Genomic DNA, 18,206 nt, shown 5'->3' with positions numbered 1-18,206 from the left:
ATGTATGACATCGTCAAATAAAGAAAAAACCTATGATCTGATTGTGATCGGCGCTGGAACCGGCGGAAACGGTGTCGCCCGGATGGCGGCAGCCGAAGGTTGGAATGTAGCCAGCGTGGACTGTCTGCCTTATGGCGGCACCTGTGCTCTGCGGGGCTGCGATCCCAAGAAGATGCTGGTTGCTGTCACCGAAGCTGTCGATTGGGCCGATAACATGGATGGCAAGGGATTTGAGGCACAGCCGGCGGTCAACTGGCCCGACATGATCGCTTTCAAGCGCACATTCACCGATGCCATGCCGCCGCGCATCGAGGCAGGGCTGAGCAAGGCTGGCGTTACAACCCTGCATGGCGAGGCGCGATTTACTGGCCCGGACAGCATTGAGCTGAATGGAGAAACCCTGCGGGCCAAGCATTTTCACATCGCCACCGGCGCGCGTCCCATGACGCTGAAGATTCCCGGCGAAGAGCTCCTGATCACAAGTACGGACTTTCTGAACCTTCCAGACCGGCCGGAGCGGATAGCCTTTGTCGGTGGCGGTTTTATCGCCATGGAGTTTGCGCATATCGCGGCAAGGGCCGGTGCCAGTGAGGTTACGGTGCTGGAAATGATGAAGCGCCCGCTGGGTAATTTTGATCCGGATCTGGTGGGCCTTCTGGTCGAGGCGACCAACGAGATGGGGATCAGCTTGCGGACAGAGGCCAGGGTGCTAAAGGTCGAGCGGTCTGGGGAAGCCTTCCTGGTCACATTCGAAACAACTGCCGGGACGGAGCAGGTGAGTTGTGATCTCGTGGTGCACGGCACAGGCCGCGTGCCGAATATCGACCATTTGAACCTGGCTGCAGCAGGTGTGGAATTCGGCCGGCGCGGTATCAAGGTCAGCGACTATATGCGAACCACCAATTCGAATATTTTCGCGGCCGGTGACTGTGCCGATAGCGGCCCTAACCTGACGCCGGTCTCGGCGAATGAGGGACGCATAGCCGGTAAAAATCTGCTCGCGGGCAAGGACACAAGGGCGGTGGTTTATCCGCCAATCCCGAGTGTCGTGTTCACCTTGCCGCAACTGGCTACGGTCGGCTTATCGGAAGCTGATGCCACCGAAAAGGGGCTGGCTTTCGATGTCCATTTCGAAAAGACCGCTGATTGGTATTCATCGATGCGGGTCGGCGCCAAACGAACGGCATTCAAAGTTCTGGTGGAACAGAAAACCGGCCTGATTCTGGGCGCGCATCTGATCGGCCCCGGCGCGGAAGAACAGATCAATCTGTTCGCCATGGCAATGGGTGCGGGGCTGACAGCCAACAAGATCAAGGCCATGATCTTTGCCTATCCAAGCTTTGCATCAGACATTGGCTCGATGGTTTAGGCGGCTGGATGTGACGCTTCAGTCGCTGCGGGCGTATTTCACCGGATAAAACAGCATCGAGCTGGCATCAAACAACAGGTGGCGGCCGACCAGCAGCTGTCCGGTGCCGGTGATTGCCTTGATCACTTCCAGCGCCTGCAGTGAGCCGATGACGCCAGTGAGCGCGCCCATGATGCCGGCTTCCTCGCAGGTCAGCACGGTGCGCTCGTCAGGGGGTTCGGGAAACAGGTCGCGGTAGCGCGGATTGGGGGTGCCGTCCTTGCCGGCGAGGAAGGGCTGCAGGGTTGTGATCGAACCGTCAAAGCGGTTGACCGCGCCGGTCACCAGGGTTTTTTGCAACTGCTCGCAGGTGTCGGCCACCAGAAAGCGGGTGGCGAAATTATCGCTGCCATCGACAACCACATCACAATCGGCAATCAGCTCTGCGGCATTGCTTTGATCAAGCCGCGTATTGTGGCATTCCAGCACCGGATGCGGGTTGATCGCCGTCAACAGCGCGGCCGCGCTCTCCACCTTGGCGATGCCGACATTTGCGGTGGTGTGGATAATCTGGCGCTGCAGGTTTGACAGGCTGACATGATCATCATCGACCAGGCCGAGATGACCGATGCCGGCAGCCGCCAGATACATCAACACCGGCGCGCCAAGGCCGCCTGCCCCGACCACCAGAACCCGTGCCGCCTTCAGCTTCTGCTGCCCCGGACCGCCGATGTCCGGCAGCACCAGATGGCGGGCATAGCGCTCCAGTTCGGCTGGGGATAATGGCGCGGACGTCACTGGCTCTGCCTCAGCTTTTTCAACTGATACAGCGCCTCAAGCGCCTCACGCGGCGTCAGATCATCCGGATCAGCAGCGTCAAGGGCGGTCAGCGCCTGCTCATCGCGCGCCGCCATGGCTTTGGACGGCCAGTGCTGCGGCGAGACGGAAAACAGCGGCAGATCATCGATAAGTGTGGTTTTGGAGCGCTCGCGCTCCTGTGCTTCAAGCTGCTGCAGCACATCGCGTGCCCGGGCCAGCGCGGCCTCCGGCAGGCCGGCCAGTTTTGCCACCTGAATGCCATAGGAACTGGTGGCAGCGCCGGGAACGATTTCATGCAGAAACACCACATTGCCCTGCCATTCCTTGACGCGCACCGTGGCATTGGACAGCCGCTCCAGGGTCTGCGCCAGTGCGGTCAGCTCATGATAATGGGTGGCAAACAGCGCCCGCGAGCCGTTGATGGCGTGAAGATGTTCGACCGCCGACCAGGCAATCGCCAACCCGTCATAGGTCGCCGTACCACGGCCGATCTCATCGAGAATAACCAGTGCGCGCGGCCCGGCCTGATTGAGAATCGCTGCGGTTTCCACCATTTCGACCATAAAGGTCGAGCGCCCGCGCGCCAGATCATCAGAGGCACCGACGCGGCTGTAAAGCGCATCGACAATACCGATATGGGCCTTGGCCGCCGGCACATAACTGCCGATCTGAGCGAGAATGGCAATCAGCGCGTTCTGCCGCAAAAAGGTGGATTTGCCCGCCATATTGGGACCGGTGAGCAGCCAGATCTGGCCGGCGGATTGGCCGGTCAGATCACAATCATTGGCTACAAATACACTGCCATCCCGGCGCAGCGCCTGTTCCACAACCGGATGACGCCCGCCTTCAATGGCAAAGGCCAGACTTTCATCGACCTCCGGGCGGCAGTAATTCTGCGTATCGGCCAGAATTGCCAATGCGCAGATAACATCCAAATCCGCAAGATGCTGCGACAGGATCTGGATCGGCGCGGCGGCGGCGCTGACCTCGCTCAAAAAGTCTTCAAACAGTTTAAGTTCAAGCTGCAAAGCCGCATCCGCCGCTCCGGCAATGCGGCTTTGCAGCGCACTCAATTCGGTGGTGGTAAAGCGCATGGCATTCGCCATGGTCTGACGGTGAATAAAGCGCTGGTCGCCATCCTGCTGCAATGCACAGGCATTTTGCGCGGTCACTTCAATGAAATAGCCAAGCACATTATTGTGCCGGATTTTGAGGGATTTGACACCGGTTTCAGCGGCATACTGGCTTTGCAGACCGGCAATGATCTTGCGGCTTTGATCGCGCAGGCCGCGATGTTCATCCAGCTCTGCAGCAAAGCCGCTGCGGACAAACCCGCCATCGCGCTTTAGCAGCGGCAGGTCTTCTGCAAGGGCACCGGTCAATTGTGCCGCAAGGGCCGCAAGTTCGCCGGTCCCGGCGGCCTTCAGCGCCTGATGGATGGTTTCGATCAGGCCATCGCCACCTTGCAACCCGACGGACAGGGCCTGGGCCCCGGTCAACCCGTCGCGAATGGCTGCCAGATCTCTCGGACCACCGCGCTGCAGCATCAGGCGCGACAGGGCGCGGGCCATATCCGGCAGACGTTTCAGCTGTTTGCGCAAATCCGACAGGGCTGCGGGGTTTTTCAGCGCCCAGGCCAGCGCATCCTGCCGCGCCTGGATGGTGGCGACAATGGTTGAGGGTGATGCGAGGCGCATTGCCAGCAGCCGTGCTCCGGCTCCGGTGACGGTGCGGTCAATGGCATCAAACACACTGCCCGCACGTTTCCCGGACAGGGTCTGCATCAGTTCCAGATTGGCCCGCGTTGCCGCGTCAATCGACATGCCGCTGCTTGCCGATTCCCGCACCGGCACCAGCAAAGGCGGACGGGCGCCGATCTGGGTCTTTTCGACATAAGACAGAATCGCTGCGGCGGCGGACAATTCGACCCGTTCAAAGCTGCCATGGCCGTCCAGGGTCTGCAGGTCAAAGAACCGGCAAAGCCGGCTTTCCGCGGTGGCGCCGTCGAAAAACACCTTTGGCACCGGGCTGCGGGTCGTGGCAGAGCCGTCCAGCAGTGCGGTGATCTCGGGATCATCAAGCAGCGCATCCGACAGAATCAGTTCCCGTGGCTCAATCCGCGCCAGAGCCGCCGCGACCTGTATGGACTCCAGCGGGCGGACAAAAAAAGCGCCGGTGGACAAATCAATCCATGCCAGAGCAAAGCCGGACGCGCTGGATCTGGAGCGCGCCAGTGCCGCCAGAAAACTGTTCTGGCCGGCATCCAGCAAACGCTCTTCAGTGATGGTTCCCGGGGTGACAAGACGCACCACACCGCGTCTGACAACCGATTTCGTGCCGCGTTTCCTGGCTTCCGCCGGATCTTCCATCTGTTCGCACACGGCCACTTTATGGCCCTGCGCAATCAGTTTCTGCAGATAGTCATCAGCGGCGTGAACCGGCACGCCGCACATCGGAATGTCTTCGCCAAGATGCTTGCCGCGTTTGGTCAATGTGATTCCGAGCGCCCGGCTTGCGACTTCCGCATCGTCGAAGAACATTTCGTAGAAATCGCCCATGCGATAAAACAGCAGAGAGCCCGGATTGGCCGCCTTGATTTCGATGAACTGCGCCATCATTGGCGTCAGTTTGGGCTCAGGCTCCGTTTCCGGCGCAGCTTTTGCCGCAGAGCCTGTATCTGCCGGGCGGTCATCTATGGTGGAATCGTCAGTGCGCATCGCTACTCTCTAGCAGACTGTCGGATTTGTTCATATCTTTGAAGCGTTTTGCGAGGCGTGTGTGTATGTTTTGGCAAAGGCGATTTCCATAATCATGACCGTTCGCAGCGACAATCGAAATGACAGAAATTTGTCTTTGATCTGGATCATATCGCGACAATTCTTTTTTAAATAGCTTTTCAGCAATTGGCCCCGTGTACCGGATTTCCGGCTGCGGCGATGGCAAAAATGCTTTGCCCGCCTGCTGGCAAACCCGTCGGATTTCCCTCCACAGGACCGATAACAGCAGATCGATTCGCCCCTGGCATGCGCACATCTCGCATAAGGGATATTTGATCTGGTGCGTGTCACTGAGGAAGGGGAACCAGATGGAAAATACCGACGATACCGCACAAGGCGCGCCACCGCTGCCGGAAGAGCGGATTCCGGTTATGCAGCGCGTTCTGGACAATCCTTTCCTGCTTTTGTTCATCGGCGTCACCATGCCGACCGTACTCTACATTATCTGGGGCGTGATGGAGATTGCCTCCGTTCCCATCGGCAACTGATCCCAAACAAATCCGAAAGGTCGCAGCATGGCCATCGATCCTCCAAGCAACCGCCTCTGGTGGAATGAACCGATCCACGGCATTGAACTGACATGGATCATCATTGCCTTCCTCTGGGGCCTGTTCATGTTCTTCTTCATGATCGCCTGGCATTTCATCGGCAATCAGAACCTGTCCACGGAAACCTATCGCGTGCGTCCCGAAAGATTCGTTGAAAAGGTCGAGGCCTTTGCTGAGGAATATCAGCTTATCGATGCAGCCGGAGAGCCGGTGGAAATCGCCGGCGTTCCGGTAGTCAGTCCGCCAGCCGGGGGCGACGTCTACTTGCTGGCGCGGTTGTGGGAATGGTGGCCGGCGCTGGAATTGAAAAAGGGACAGAGCTACCGGTTCCATCTGTCCTCGGCCGACTGGCAGCATGGCTTTTCGCTCCAGCCCGTCAACATCAATATCTCGGTACATCCGGGCTATGAACACATCCTGACGCTGACCCCGACCGAGACTGGCGAGTACGGCGTTATATGCAATGAATATTGCGGCATCGGCCATCATACGATGACCGGTATCATCCGCGTTGTCGAATGAGCGGGAGACCAGGCACATGACCACTATTGATCAAGGTATAATCGGAGTAACCAGTACCCCGGTGCGCTATCGTACCTGCCCGTTCACCGGCCGCCGCATCGAACGCAGCGCCGAATTGCTGATCCGCGCCAATGCCGTTGCGGCGGTCGTGTTTCTCGCAATCGGCGGGTTTTTCGGCCTGATGGTCGCGTTGACGCGCTGGCCGGCGGTGCAGTTGTTACCGGCGGACTGGTTCTATCTGGTGCTGACCGGCCACGGTGCCAACGTGTTGCTGTTCTGGATCATCTTCTTCGAAATCGCGGTGCTTTATTTCGCCTCGGCGGTGCTTCTGGGCGCACGCCTGGCAACGCCGCGATGGGCCTGGCTGGGGTTCGCGCTGATGCTGGTGGGCGCGGTGATGGCCAACTATGCCGTGCTGAATGGCGATTCGACGGTGATGTTCACTTCCTATCCGCCGATGATGGCCGAGCACTGGTTCTACCTGTCGCTGATCGTCTTCGCGGTCGGCGCGCTGATTGCGGTCTTCGTGTTCTTCGGCACACTGGTGGTGGCCAAAGCCGAGCGGACCTATGACGGATCGGTGCCTTTGGTGACGTTCGGCGCCATTACGGCGGCGATCATCGCGGTGTTCACGCTGGCGTCGGGTGCGATCATCCTGATACCGACCTGGCTGTGGTCGCTGGGGTTGATCTCGGGTATCGATACGCTGATGTACAAGCTGGTGTGGTGGGGCATGGGCCATTCATCGCAGCAGATCAACGTCGCGGCACATATCTCGATCTGGTACGCGATCGCGGCGATGGTCGTCGGGGCCAAACCGCTATCCGAGAAAGTCAGCCGCTTTGCCTTCCTGATGTATATCCTGTTTTTGCAACTCGCGTCGGCTCACCATCTGCTGGCCGAGCCTGGAATGAGCTCGTCCTGGAAGATCATCAACACCAGCTACATGATGTATCTGGCGGTTATGGCCTCGATGATCCACGGCCTGACCGTTCCCGGAGCGGTCGAGGCGGCGCAGCGCCGCAATGGCTATACCCGCGGCATGTTCGAATGGCTGACCAAGGCGCCCTGGGGCAATCCGGCATTTTCGGGGATGTTCATGAGCCTCGTCATGTTCGGCTTCATCGGCGGCATTACCGGCGTAATTCTGGGCACCGAACAGCTCAACGTACTGATGCACAATACGATCTACGTGCCGGGCCATTTCCACGGCACTGTGGTCGCGGGCACGACGCTGGCCTTCATGGCGATGACCTATATCCTCGTGCCGATGATGTTCCAGCGCGACATTATCTGGCCGACGCTGGCGAAATGGCAACCCTATCTTTTCGGCATCGGTGCCGGCGGCATTTCGCTCTTCATGATGGGTGCAGGCACGCTGGGAGTTCCGCGCAGGCATTGGGACATCTCGCTGGTGGATGCAGCAATGCCGTACGAATTCGCGCCGGGTGCCTATCTTATGATGGGTCTCAACGGCATGGCTGCAATCCTTGCGGCGATCGGCGGGCTGCTCTTCGTGGTGCTCATCGTCGCCTCGGTCCTGGCCGGACCGCGTCTGGATCAGCCGGGAGCCAAGCTGGTCTTTCCGCTGCATGATGGCGGTGCCCAGGCGGTGTCGGAATATGGCAGCGAGCGCAGTCTCAAACTGCCCGGCACCATCATGCTGGTGACGATCTTCTTTGCGGTCTTCGTGCTCTACTACTTCGTCAACTGGAAGTACCTGTCGGCGCTGTGGCTATTCAACTGATGCGCAAGGGAGTGCCCGCCATGCTTAATGCCCTGTCCATGACCGTCTCGATCCTCAAGCTCAGGATCGGCAGCTTCATCGCCCTGGCGGCCCTTGTCGGGGTGATGACCAGCGATGGTGAACTGGGCATGGTGAAGGCACTGGTCTTCGCGCTGGCCGTGCTGGGTGCGTCCGGCGCGGCTGGTGGTTTCAACCAGTATTACGAACGCGACAGCGACCGCATGATGGCGCGAACCCGGAACCGGCCCTTCGCCAGCGGTGTACTGAAGGCCGGTGCCATCTGGCCGGTGACACTGTTGGCGCTGCTGGGCGTATCGCTTCTGATGGCCTGGTCGGTCGGCGGCACCCTGGCCACGTTTCTGGTGTTTCTGGGAGCCCTGACATATGGCGTTGTCTATACCGTCTGGCTCAAGACCCGCACCGTCTGGAACATAGTGATCGGCGGCGCTGCGGGCAGTTTCGCGGTTCTGGCCGGAGCTGCGGCGGCGGCGCCGCAGTTCGGCCCGGTCATCGGCCCGGTACCGATCCTGTTGGCCGCGGTGCTGTTCCTGTGGACCCCGCCGCATTTCTGGAGCCTTGCAGTGGCACGCGGCGAGGATTACCGCCGCGCCAAGATCCCGATGCTGCCGGTCGTGACCGGACCCGAAATCTGGGGGCCGGCGATCTTCAGCCATGTTGTTTTCCTGGTCGTGCTGTCATTGGTGCCGCTGTGGTTCGGCATGGGCTGGATTTATGGCGTCTTCGCCGCCCTGGGAGGACTGCCCTTTCTTTTCGCCGCCTGGCGGCTGCTGCGCGGGCCAACCCCCAGCGCAGCGATGCGGACCTTTCGCGCCTCGCTCGTCCAGTTTGCTTTGCTCGCGGCAGGCGTGATTCTGGACGAGGCTCCTCTGGACGAGGTTCTGGGATGGGCGCTCTGATCCGCAGCCTGTGCATCCTCTGGATGGCGGCGCTGAGCTATGGCGCGCAGGCGCAGACGGTTGACCAGCCTCCGGAAGCACTGGACGCCGAACAGGTTTACAGGATCAGCCAGGACGCCATCGGACGGCAAGTCGGCAACCATGTTCTGCGCGACCAGCGAGGCGCGCCGCTGTCACTGGCCGATTTGCGCGGACGCCCGCTGGTAATTTCGCTGATCTACACCAGTTGCAGTTCGATCTGCCCGGTCACGACCGATCATCTGGTCAATGCCGTCAAGGATGCCCGCAAGGTGCTGGGCGAGAAAAGCTTCGGGGTGCTGAGCTTCGGCTTCGACGCCAGCGGGGACAAGCCGGCGCAGCTTCGCGCTTTCGCGATTTCGCACGGGCTGCGCCAGCTCGACGACTGGCGTGTCGCCAGCGCCGATGCCGAAACCACCGAAGCGCTGGTGAAGGATCTGGGCTTCAGCTGGCGGGCGGCTGCAGGCAGTTTTGATCATCCCAGCCAGACGACCATCCTGGACGCCAACGGCAAGGTTTACCGCCAGCTCTACGGAGAGACTTTTCCGCTGCCGGTGTTCATGGAGCCACTCAAGGATCTCATCCTTGGCAAGACGTTGCGCTCGGCCGCGCCAGCTGATCTGTGGAACAGGCTCACATTTCTGTGCACCGTCTACAATCCACTGACCCGCGCCTATCGCTTCGATTACGGCATCTTCTTTGGCATCTTCTTCGGTGCCGTGTCGCTGCTGCTGACGGCGCTCGTTATTCTGCGGCTCTGGCTTGAACGGCGGCGCGCCGGGCGGTATCGTGCTGCACCGGCACACCAAGAGCAGACGAGATGATGCCATGATTGGGGTTCGCACGATTCTGCGGCGCGGGTTTGATCGGGTCGAACGTCCTCTCGATACGCTATTCGGGCCGGACTGGAACCCGCTCGCCAATCTGGGTTCGCTTGGCTGGTTCCTGTTCTGGATCGTCGCCGTCACCGGCATCTATCTGTTCATCTTCTTCGATACCGGTGTGGTCGAGGCCTATCAGTCCGTAGAATGGCTCTCCAACGACCACTGGTTTCACGCCGGGCTGGCGCGCAGTCTGCACCGCTATGCGTCGGATCTTATGGTCGTCGTGATGCTGATACATCTGGTGCGCGAATGGTCCTTCGACCGCTATCGTGGGCGGCGCTGGTTCTCCTGGATCACCGGCGTACCGGTCATGTGGTTCGTCTACATGTCGGGCATCACCGGCTACTGGCTGGTCTGGGACAAGCTGGCGCAATATGTTGCGCTGACGACGACGGAACTGCTGGACGCATTGCCGTTTTTCGCCGAACCGATTGCGCGGAACTTCCTGACGCCCGACAGCCTGTCGGGGCGCTTCTTCACGCTGATGGTGTTCCTCCACATCGCCATTCCGCTGCTGCTGTTGCTGATGATGTGGATCCACGTCCAGCGCATCACCTCGGCGCGGACGAATCCGCCGCGCGGCCTCGGCGCCATCACGCTGACGGCGCTGATAGCGGTCGCGTTCGCGATGCCGGCGTCTTCGCAGGGCCCGGCAAATCTGGCAACCTTCCCCTCAGAAATCGGACTCGACTGGTTCATCCTCGGACTCTACCCGGTGATCGATCTTGCGCCGCCGGGCGTGGTCTGGACCGGAACGCTGCTTGTTTCGCTGCTCATGATAGGGCTGCCCTGGTTGCCGCCGCGCAAGGAAGCCGAGGCGGCACAGGTTTTCCTGGACTTCTGCAACGGCTGCACTCGCTGCGAGGCCGATTGCCCCTACAATGCCATTACCATGGTTCCGCGCACTGACGGCGCCGCCTTTCTGCTGCAGGCGGAGGTCGATGCGGACCGCTGCGTCGCCTGCGGCATCTGCATGGGATCGTGCCCCTCCTCGACGCCGTTCCGCCGCAGTGGCCCGCTGATTACCGGTATCGACCTTCCCGGTCGCCCGCTTGAGGAGTTGCGCGCCGAGGTAATCGCTGCAGGATCGGAGCTGACGGGACCGGGCCGGACGATGACCATCGCCTGTGCCCACGGTGCGGCAAGTGTTCCTGAAAAAGGTCGTGTGATCCTGCCTTGCGTGGCGATGGCACCACCGTCGCTGTTCGACTTCATCCTCAGCCGCGATCTGGCCGACGGCGTCTGCATCGCGGGCTGTGCTGAACGCGACTGCTTCAACCGGCTCGGCGGCAAGTGGACCGAAGAACGCATCGCCCGTACCCGTGATCCGTTCCTGCGCGCCCGCGTTCCGTCCGAGCGATTGCTGACGGTCTGGGCGGGGCCAACTGAAAACGCACGTCTGGAGGCGGAAACCCGTAGCTTCGCCGAAAGACTCGCGGCGATGGGACCGATCGCCAACCAGCGTCCGCTCGACCCCGACGATGTGAAAGCGGCCGACCAGATCGTGGCGAGTGCGGGCAAAAAGCGATGAAAGCGCGTTTGCATCATCTGGCGATGGGCGGCGGCGTCACGCTGCTGCTGTTCGCCGGGGTCGCCTGGCTGTCCGCCGCGCCGACCTGGCGCAGCGTGCCCGAAGGCTCGGCACTGGTGCGGCTGAGCTTCACCCACAGCGGCGACAGCAGCGCCAGATGCCGCGACAGAACGCCTGAAGAACTGGCGAAGCTGCCGCCCAACATGCGCCAGACCCAGATTTGCGAGCGCCGTCGCCCTGCGATATACGTTGAGCTGGAGGTCGATGGTGCCCCTGTCTATGCTGCAGAAAGCCCGCCTTCAGGCTTGGCGGGCAGCGGGCCATCACGCATCTATGAACGCCTGATCTTGCCTGCAGGATCGCATTCCCTGACGGTACGAATGCGGGACAACCCCCAAACCAACGGGTTCGACTACGAGGTCGCGCGACAGGTTGACCTTAAGCCGCAGCAGAGTTTCGTGATCGACTTTCGCAACGATGTCGGATTCGTCTTCAAGTAACGATGAAAGGAGCCGGACATGGCACCAATCGAATGGAAACCCGAATACAGTGTCGGAAACCCGGCAATCGATAGCGAACACCAGGAGCTGATCGATCTGGTCAACCAGACCACAGCGGCAATCCTTGACCGGCGTCCGGATGCGGACGTTGAGCGCGGGTTTGGCGATCTGCTGCGCGGGATCTCGGCGCATTTCGCCTTGGAAGAGCAGCAGATGCAGGCCCACGGTTACGACCAGCGCGCCGAGCACAAGGCCGATCACGAGCGCCTCATGGACGAATTGCGCGACATCATGGAGGAGAACGCACCGTCACCCGATCAAACCGCCGATCGATTGGCGACAACTCTGGAAGCTTGGTTCGCCAACCACTTCCATGTCCATGATTCACGCTTGCACCACCGTCTGGGACCGCATCCGCATCCCTGATTGTCAACTGCGAACCGGCAATTATCATGGCCGTCTTGTAAGGGGATAGGTCGTTTTGCAAAAGCGACCTGAATCCGGGAATCATTGTTCAGGCGGCAGATATGACCTTGCCAGAACGCGGGGGTGTCTCGATTGAATCACCCAACGCTCCAGCAAATTATTGCGTCCATGACACGCAGGATTGTGGGCTGTGCAAAAGCACACCTTGTGGAGATCGTTGCGGCTCGCTAGGTTGTCTGACCAAGGTAAAAATCATAAAAATTAAAACAGGAAACGCCATGCCCGCTACGGACAAGTCCGGTAAACGCAACATCCCGCTGACCGACCAGGAAGCCCTGCAGTTCCATCAGCAGGGCCGCCCCGGAAAACTGGAAATCGTCGCCACCAAACCAATGGCGACACAACGCGATCTGTCGCTGGCCTATTCGCCTGGTGTGGCGGTGCCGGTGCAAGCTATCGCTGACGATCCATCGCGCGCCTACGACTACACCACGCGGGGCAATATGGTTGCGGTGATCTCCAATGGCACGGCCATTCTGGGTATGGGCAATCTGGGTGCGCTGGCCTCCAAACCGGTGATGGAGGGCAAGGCCGTGCTGTTCAAACGGTTTGCCGATGTGGACAGTATCGATCTGGAAATCGACACCGAGGATGTCGATGAATTTATCAATGCGGTGCGCTTTCTGGGGCCCTCTTTTGGCGGCATCAATCTGGAGGACATCAAGGCCCCGGACTGTTTCATCATCGAACAGCGCCTGCGGGAATTGATGGATATTCCGGTGTTTCATGATGATCAGCACGGCACTGCGATCATTTCCGCGGCCGGGCTGATCAATGCGCTGCATCTGACCGGGCGCGATTTGAAAACCACGAAGCTGATCTGCAACGGTGCCGGCTCTGCCGGGATCGCCTGTATCGAGTTGATCAAATCGATGGGCATGCCGCACGAGAATATCATTCTGTGCGACACCAAGGGGCCGATCTATCAGGGCCGCCAGGAGGGAATGAACCAGTGGAAATCGGCACATGCCGTGCCCACCAAGGCGCGCAGCCTGCTGGAAGCCATGGAAGGAGCCGACGTGTTCTTTGGCCTGTCCGCCAAGGGCGCACTGACCGCTGATATGGTTCGCGCCATGGCTGACCAGCCGATCATTTTCGCGATGGCCAATCCTGATCCGGAAATGACCCCGGAAGAGATTATGGAAATTCGCGATGATGCCATTATTGCGACCGGCCGTTCGGACTATCCCAACCAGGTCAACAATGTGCTTGGATTTCCCTATATTTTCCGCGGCGCACTGGATGTGCGCGCCTCGACTATCAATGATGACATGAAAATTGCGGCGGCCCGCGCTATCGCCGCGCTGGCCCGCGCTGATGTGCCTGACGAAGTTGCCGCCGCCTATCGCGGTCACCGGCCAAAATTCGGCACTGACTACATCATTCCGGTGCCGTTCGATCCAAGACTGATTTCGGCGGTGCCGATGGCGGTTGCGAAAGCCGCCATGGAATCGGGTGCCGCCGGCAAGCCGATTGTCGATATGGATGCCTATCAGGCTGAATTGTCGGCCCGGCGCGATCCGACCGCCAACGCGCTTCAGCGCATCATTGCAAAAGTCAAACGCAACCCCAAGCGGGTGGTGTTTGCCGAGGGCGAAGAAGAGCAGGTGATCCGCGCTGCGGTGAGCTTCGTTGCGCAGGGGTTGGGCACTGCAATTCTGATCGGGCGGGAGGACGAAATCCACGACACGGCAAAATCTGTCGGCGTGGAACTGGGCGGCCAGATTGAAGTGATCAGTGCCAGAAGCTCCAACCGCAACAAGGATTACGCCGATTTTCTGTATGCCCGCATGCAGCGCAAAGGTTATCTTTACCGCGATTGCGTGCGATTGATGAACACCGACCGGAATTATTTCGGCAGCGCCATGGTGGCGCTGGGTGATGCGGATTGCATGGTCACCGGCATCACGCGGAATTACTCCACAGTGCTGGAGGATGTCCGCCTGATGATCGACCCCAAACCGGGGCACCGGGTCATCGGCATGTCGCTGGCAATCTGCCGCGGCCGTACTGTACTGGTCGCAGACACCGCCGTTCATGATATGCCGAATGCAATTGAGCTTGCAGACATTGCCGAAGAGGCCGCCGGTGTGGCGCGCCGTCTGGGCTATGAGCCGAAAGTTGCGATGCTGGCCTATTCCACCTTCGGCCATCCCCAGGGCGAACGCTCCGAGCGGGTGCAGGAAGCGGTGAAGATCCTCGACAAGCGACGTGTTGATTTCGAATATGATGGCGAAATGGCCGCCGATGTCGCCCTCAACGCGGATGTCATGAGCTCCTATCCGTTCTGCCGCCTGACAGGACCGGCCAATGTGCTGGTGATGCCGGCTTTCCACTCCGCCTCCATCTCGACCAAGATGCTGCAGGAACTGGGCGGCTCAACGGTGATCGGCCCGCTGCTGGTCGGGTTCGACAAATCGGTGCAGATCATGCCGATGGGATCGCGCGACAGCGATATCGTCAACATGGCCGCCATCGCCGCCTATGGCATTTCAGGCTAACTGTTTAGTCCCGGCTTTTTTGAACGGTGTGCTGGCGGGGGCCGGGGCGGAATGATGCGGGGCGAGGGATAAGCCAAAACCGCCCAAACCCGTCGTCCCGAAACATTAATGGGCTTGTCCCGGGGATCCAGACCTGACTAAACTTTCCGCCTTCCTCACCACCGCAAATCATATGCTGGGTCCCCGGGACAAGCCCGAGGACGACGATAGTGGAGAGGTCGGTGCGGAATGGCGCGGTGAAAGAAAACCCGCCGGTGTCAGGACTGTTTCAGCAGCCGGTTCGGATCAAAGTCATATTTGCGGGCGCAGAATTCGCATGTGACTTCGATCTGGCCGCTTTGCGCAATGCTTTCAACCAGTTCCTCGCGGCTGAGCTGACCCAGAACGCCGCCGACCTTGGCGGCATTGCAGGAACATTTGTCCTGCACACTCATAGCATCATAGACGCGAACGCCGCGTTCATGAAACAGGCGGAACAGCAGTCGTTCTGCCGACAGGTCAGGATCGGCCAGTTCGTTTTCCTGCAATGTGTCGATGAGAGCCTGAGCTTCTACCCAGGAATCATCGTCTTCCGGCTGGGAAGCGTGGTAATCCTCATCCGCGATGCCGCCAGCCGGCAGATCTTTCTGCACCAGCCGGTCGGAGGCATGAGGCAGAAACTGGATCATCACGCCGCTGGCCTGCCAGGCGTGGGTCGCCTCGCCGGTTTCAGTGCGGGTGATTAATTCGGAAACGGCAAGACGAATCCGTGTCGGGATCTGCTCGGAGCGGATGAAATAATCATGGGCGGCGTCTTCCAGAGACCCGCCATTCAATTCCACATAACCCTGATAGCGGTTCATATACTGACCCTGATCAATGGTCAGAGCCAGGGTTCCGCTGCCCAGCAATGCGCCAGCGTCGGCGTCTTCCAGCTCGGCGACGCGGTCGGCGTCAAAACTGGCGGTCGCCCGATAATCGCCGGGGGCACGCATATCAACCACCAGCAGCGAAACCGGACCATCGGTCTGGGCCTGCAGGATCAGCCGGCCTTCGAGTTTTATCGACGCTGCCAGCATCACGGTCAGAGCCGCCGCCTGACCCAGCAGCCTGGCAACCGGTTTTGGATAATCATGACGGGCAAGAATGCTGTTGATGCTGTGGTTCAGATGCACGACGCGGCCGCGCACATCCAGCGCATCTACCGAAAACGGCAGCACTTCATCCTGTCCCGGCGCCTTGGCAAGAACGTCCATCATTGTCTGATCTGTCATCGCAGACCTTTCCAGGCTAACAGCCAAATGTGCAAACCAGCTATTTAGGCACTGGCCAGAGGTTTTAAAGTGCGTCCAGTGCCCAGACAAGAATTCCCTTATGAGCATGAAGCCGGTTTTCAGCCTGGTCAAACACCACAGATTGAGGGCCGTCCATGACAGAATCCGTCACTTCCTCATTGCGGTGTGCCGGCAGGCAGTGCAGGAAAATGGCGTTCTCACCGGCGCGGCTCATAAGGCGGTCATTGACCTGATAGGGCATCAGCAAATTGTGACGGCGCTCGGCATCATCATCACCCATCGACACAAATGTGTCGGTCATCACAACATCAGCTCCGACAACTGCTTCTTCCGGGTCCGTGGTGACGACAAGATCGGCGCCCTTGGTCCGGGCATCTTCAATCAGGGCATTGTCGAGTGATAATTCGGTCGGGCAGGCCATGCGCAGCTGAAACGGAAACTTGGTCGCCGCTTCAATCCAGCTGGCAAGCATATTGTTGCCGTCGCCGGAATAGGCGATGATCTTGCCATTGAGCCTGCCGCGATGTTCTTCAATCGTCTGAATATCGGCCATGATCTGGGTCGGATGTGCGCGTTGTGTCAGTCCGTTGATGATCGGGATCGTGGCATATTCCGCCAGTTCCGATACATCGGCATGGCTCAGCATCCGGATCATGATGGCATCGACGAAACGCGACATGACGCGGGCCGTGTCGGCAATGCTTTCACCGCGGCCGATCTGCATTTCATTGCCGCTGAGCATGATGGTTTCACCGCCAAGCTCGCGCATGCCGACATCAAAGGAAACGCGCGTGCGGGTTGAAGGCTGCTCAAACACCAGAGCCAGAACCTTGCCGGCAAGGGGTTTTTCCGGTGCGACGCGGCGGATGGATTTAAGCCGCACCGCCTCATCCAGCATAGCACGCAATGTCTGCGGCGAGTGGTCTGCAATTTGCAGGAAATGTCTTGGCTGCGTGGGGTCCATCGCGCGACCTCGTTGGTTTCGTTTCTGTTATGTAGTGTCAGGGCGCAGTGCTCAATTCACTGAACGCTGCATCCATGCGCTGAAGTGCCAGATCTGTATCTTCCCGGCTGACTGTCAGAGGCGGCAGCAGACGCACGACATTATTGCCCGCACCAACGGTGAGAAGATGATGCCTGCGCGCCGCCTCGACAAACGGTGCGACGCCATCCGGGAAGGCCGTTTTCTTGAGTTGAATGCCAAGCATCAATCCGACACCACGAATGCCTTCAATACAGTCGGCGTGCGTGTCGGCAAGTTCTGCCAGCTTCTGCTTCATGTGCAGTCCCTTCTGCTGAACCTCTTCAAGAAAGCTAGGGGCCAGAATAATGTCGAGAACCGCATTGCCAACCGCCATGCCCAGCGGATTGCCGCCAAAGGTCGAGCCATGGGTACCGGCCGTCATGCCTGCAGCCGCCGATGCGGTAGCCAGACAGGCTCCGATCGGAAAGCCGGCACCGATGCCCTTGGCAATTGCCATGATATCCGGCTCGATGCCGGCCCACTCGTGGGCAAACAATTTTCCGGTGCGGCCAACTCCTGTCTGAACCTCGTCGAAGATCAGCATCAGACCCTGCTCATCGCACAGCTCGCGCAGGCCGCGCAGACACTGATGCGGCACCGGCCGCAAACCGCCTTCGCCCTGAATCGGCTCGATCAGAATGGCGGCGGTTTCATCGCTTACGGCGGCTTTCATGGCCTCATGATCGGCAAAAGCGACCTGATCAAACCCGGCGGCTTTGGGGCCGAAACCTTCGAGATATTTTTCCTGGCCGCCTGCCGCCAGCGTGGCCAGGGTGCGGCCGTGAAAGGCACCTTCAAAGGTCAGAATACGATAACGCTGAGGGGCGCCATTGACAAATTGGTAGCGCCGGGCGGTTTTGATGGCACATTCCAGTGCCTCGGCACCGGAATTGCCAAAGAAAACCTTGTCGGCAAATGTCACCTCCGCAAGCCTCTGCGCCAGCCGTTCCTGTCCGGGAATGTGATACAGATTGGACAGGTGCCAGAGCTTGTCGGCCTGATCTTTCAAAGCCGAAACGACATGAGGGTGTCCGTGACCAACCGACGAAACGGCGATCCCACCGGCAAAATCAAGATATTCCTCATTATCAGAGGTGTATAATCGCGCGCCCTCGCCACGGTCAAAACTGAGGTCAGACCGCGCATAAGTGCTGAAAAGCGCGGAATTTTGCGCCTGCGATGCCATAATTCTGTCTCCGTCAATCCCTATTGGAAATTCTTCCAATAAAAAATGCCGCCCTTCCGACCCTGTCGGTTGGCGGCGTTGCACGCGAATGTGCATTTACATACAGCGTAAAGGTCTGAATTCA

General features: G+C 59.6%; 15 protein-coding genes. 10 read left to right on the top strand and 5 right to left on the bottom strand.

Translation table 11 applies throughout. The features are described 5' to 3' along the window. The first annotated feature begins 4 nt into the window (after positions 1 to 4). Positions 5 to 1,369, top strand: coding sequence for an NAD(P)/FAD-dependent oxidoreductase (locus RAL88_RS14575; protein ID WP_306264517.1), 1,365 nt, complete (start codon positions 5 to 7; stop codon positions 1,367 to 1,369). An 18-nt stretch (positions 1,370 to 1,387) separates the two neighbouring features. On the opposite strand, the gene moeB is transcribed toward RAL88_RS14575, so the two are convergent. Beyond that, positions 1,388 to 2,146 (bottom strand): molybdopterin-synthase adenylyltransferase MoeB, encoded by a 759-nt coding sequence (gene moeB, locus RAL88_RS14570; protein ID WP_306264515.1) that lies wholly within the window; start codon positions 2,144 to 2,146, stop codon positions 1,388 to 1,390. After that, entirely contained in the window at positions 2,143 to 4,884 is a 2,742-nt protein-coding gene (gene mutS / locus RAL88_RS14565) for a DNA mismatch repair protein MutS (RefSeq protein ID WP_371932101.1), read from the bottom strand. Before mutS ends, moeB begins: the two co-directional genes overlap by 4 nt. A gap of 368 nt (positions 4,885 to 5,252) precedes the next feature. On the opposite strand from mutS, the gene RAL88_RS14560 reads away from it, so the two are divergent. From RAL88_RS14560 to RAL88_RS14520, 9 genes are all read left to right on the top strand, one after another. Next, entirely contained in the window at positions 5,253 to 5,432 is a 180-nt protein-coding gene (locus RAL88_RS14560; protein WP_306264513.1) for a hypothetical protein, read from the top strand. A gap of 27 nt (positions 5,433 to 5,459) precedes the next feature. After that, entirely contained in the window at positions 5,460 to 6,014 is a 555-nt protein-coding gene (locus tag RAL88_RS14555) for a hypothetical protein (RefSeq protein WP_306264512.1), read from the top strand. A 16-nt stretch (positions 6,015 to 6,030) separates the two neighbouring features. Then, positions 6,031 to 7,761 (top strand): cbb3-type cytochrome c oxidase subunit I, encoded by a 1,731-nt coding sequence (locus RAL88_RS14550; protein WP_306264511.1) that lies wholly within the window; start codon positions 6,031 to 6,033, stop codon positions 7,759 to 7,761. 20 nt (positions 7,762 to 7,781) lie between these two features. Continuing rightward, complete coding sequence (cyoE, locus tag RAL88_RS14545) at positions 7,782 to 8,678, top strand: heme o synthase (protein WP_306264510.1); 897 nt, start codon at positions 7,782 to 7,784, stop codon at positions 8,676 to 8,678. Next, positions 8,666 to 9,520: an SCO family protein gene (locus RAL88_RS14540; protein ID WP_306264509.1), complete on the top strand. Its 855-nt coding sequence runs from the start codon at positions 8,666 to 8,668 to the stop codon at positions 9,518 to 9,520. The genes cyoE and RAL88_RS14540 overlap by 13 nt, the downstream gene beginning before the upstream one ends. A gap of 4 nt (positions 9,521 to 9,524) precedes the next feature. Continuing rightward, positions 9,525 to 11,111: a cytochrome b N-terminal domain-containing protein gene (locus RAL88_RS14535; RefSeq protein ID WP_306264507.1), complete on the top strand. Its 1,587-nt coding sequence runs from the start codon at positions 9,525 to 9,527 to the stop codon at positions 11,109 to 11,111. Beyond that, positions 11,108 to 11,611 (top strand): hypothetical protein, encoded by a 504-nt coding sequence (locus RAL88_RS14530; RefSeq protein WP_306264505.1) that lies wholly within the window; start codon positions 11,108 to 11,110, stop codon positions 11,609 to 11,611. Before RAL88_RS14535 ends, RAL88_RS14530 begins: the two co-directional genes overlap by 4 nt. Before the next feature lie 18 nt (positions 11,612 to 11,629). After that, the gene (locus tag RAL88_RS14525; RefSeq protein WP_306264503.1) at positions 11,630 to 12,037 is read left to right on the top strand and encodes a bacteriohemerythrin; all 408 of its coding nucleotides are present in this window, start codon (positions 11,630 to 11,632) and stop codon (positions 12,035 to 12,037) included. 278 nt (positions 12,038 to 12,315) lie between these two features. Beyond that, the gene (locus RAL88_RS14520) at positions 12,316 to 14,598 is read left to right on the top strand and encodes an NADP-dependent malic enzyme (protein ID WP_306264501.1); all 2,283 of its coding nucleotides are present in this window, start codon (positions 12,316 to 12,318) and stop codon (positions 14,596 to 14,598) included. Between the two features lie 257 nt (positions 14,599 to 14,855). Here RAL88_RS14520 and RAL88_RS14515 read toward each other — a convergent pair whose 3' ends face one another. From RAL88_RS14515 to RAL88_RS14505, 3 genes are all read right to left on the bottom strand, one after another. Next, a complete protein-coding gene (locus RAL88_RS14515; protein ID WP_306264499.1) occupies positions 14,856 to 15,851 on the bottom strand; it encodes an Hsp33 family molecular chaperone in 996 nt (331 codons plus the stop codon). A gap of 64 nt (positions 15,852 to 15,915) precedes the next feature. Next, positions 15,916 to 16,836 (bottom strand): ornithine carbamoyltransferase, encoded by a 921-nt coding sequence (argF, locus tag RAL88_RS14510; RefSeq protein WP_306264497.1) that lies wholly within the window; start codon positions 16,834 to 16,836, stop codon positions 15,916 to 15,918. A 37-nt stretch (positions 16,837 to 16,873) separates the two neighbouring features. After that, complete coding sequence (locus RAL88_RS14505; RefSeq protein WP_306264495.1) at positions 16,874 to 18,082, bottom strand: aspartate aminotransferase family protein; 1,209 nt, start codon at positions 18,080 to 18,082, stop codon at positions 16,874 to 16,876. Positions 18,083 to 18,206 lie beyond the last annotated feature (124 nt).

The sequence above is a fragment of the Pararhizobium sp. IMCC3301 genome, from assembly GCF_030758315.1.
Lineage (GTDB): Bacteria > Pseudomonadota > Alphaproteobacteria > Rhizobiales.
This window is presented reverse-complemented; position numbering and strand designations above follow the sequence as displayed.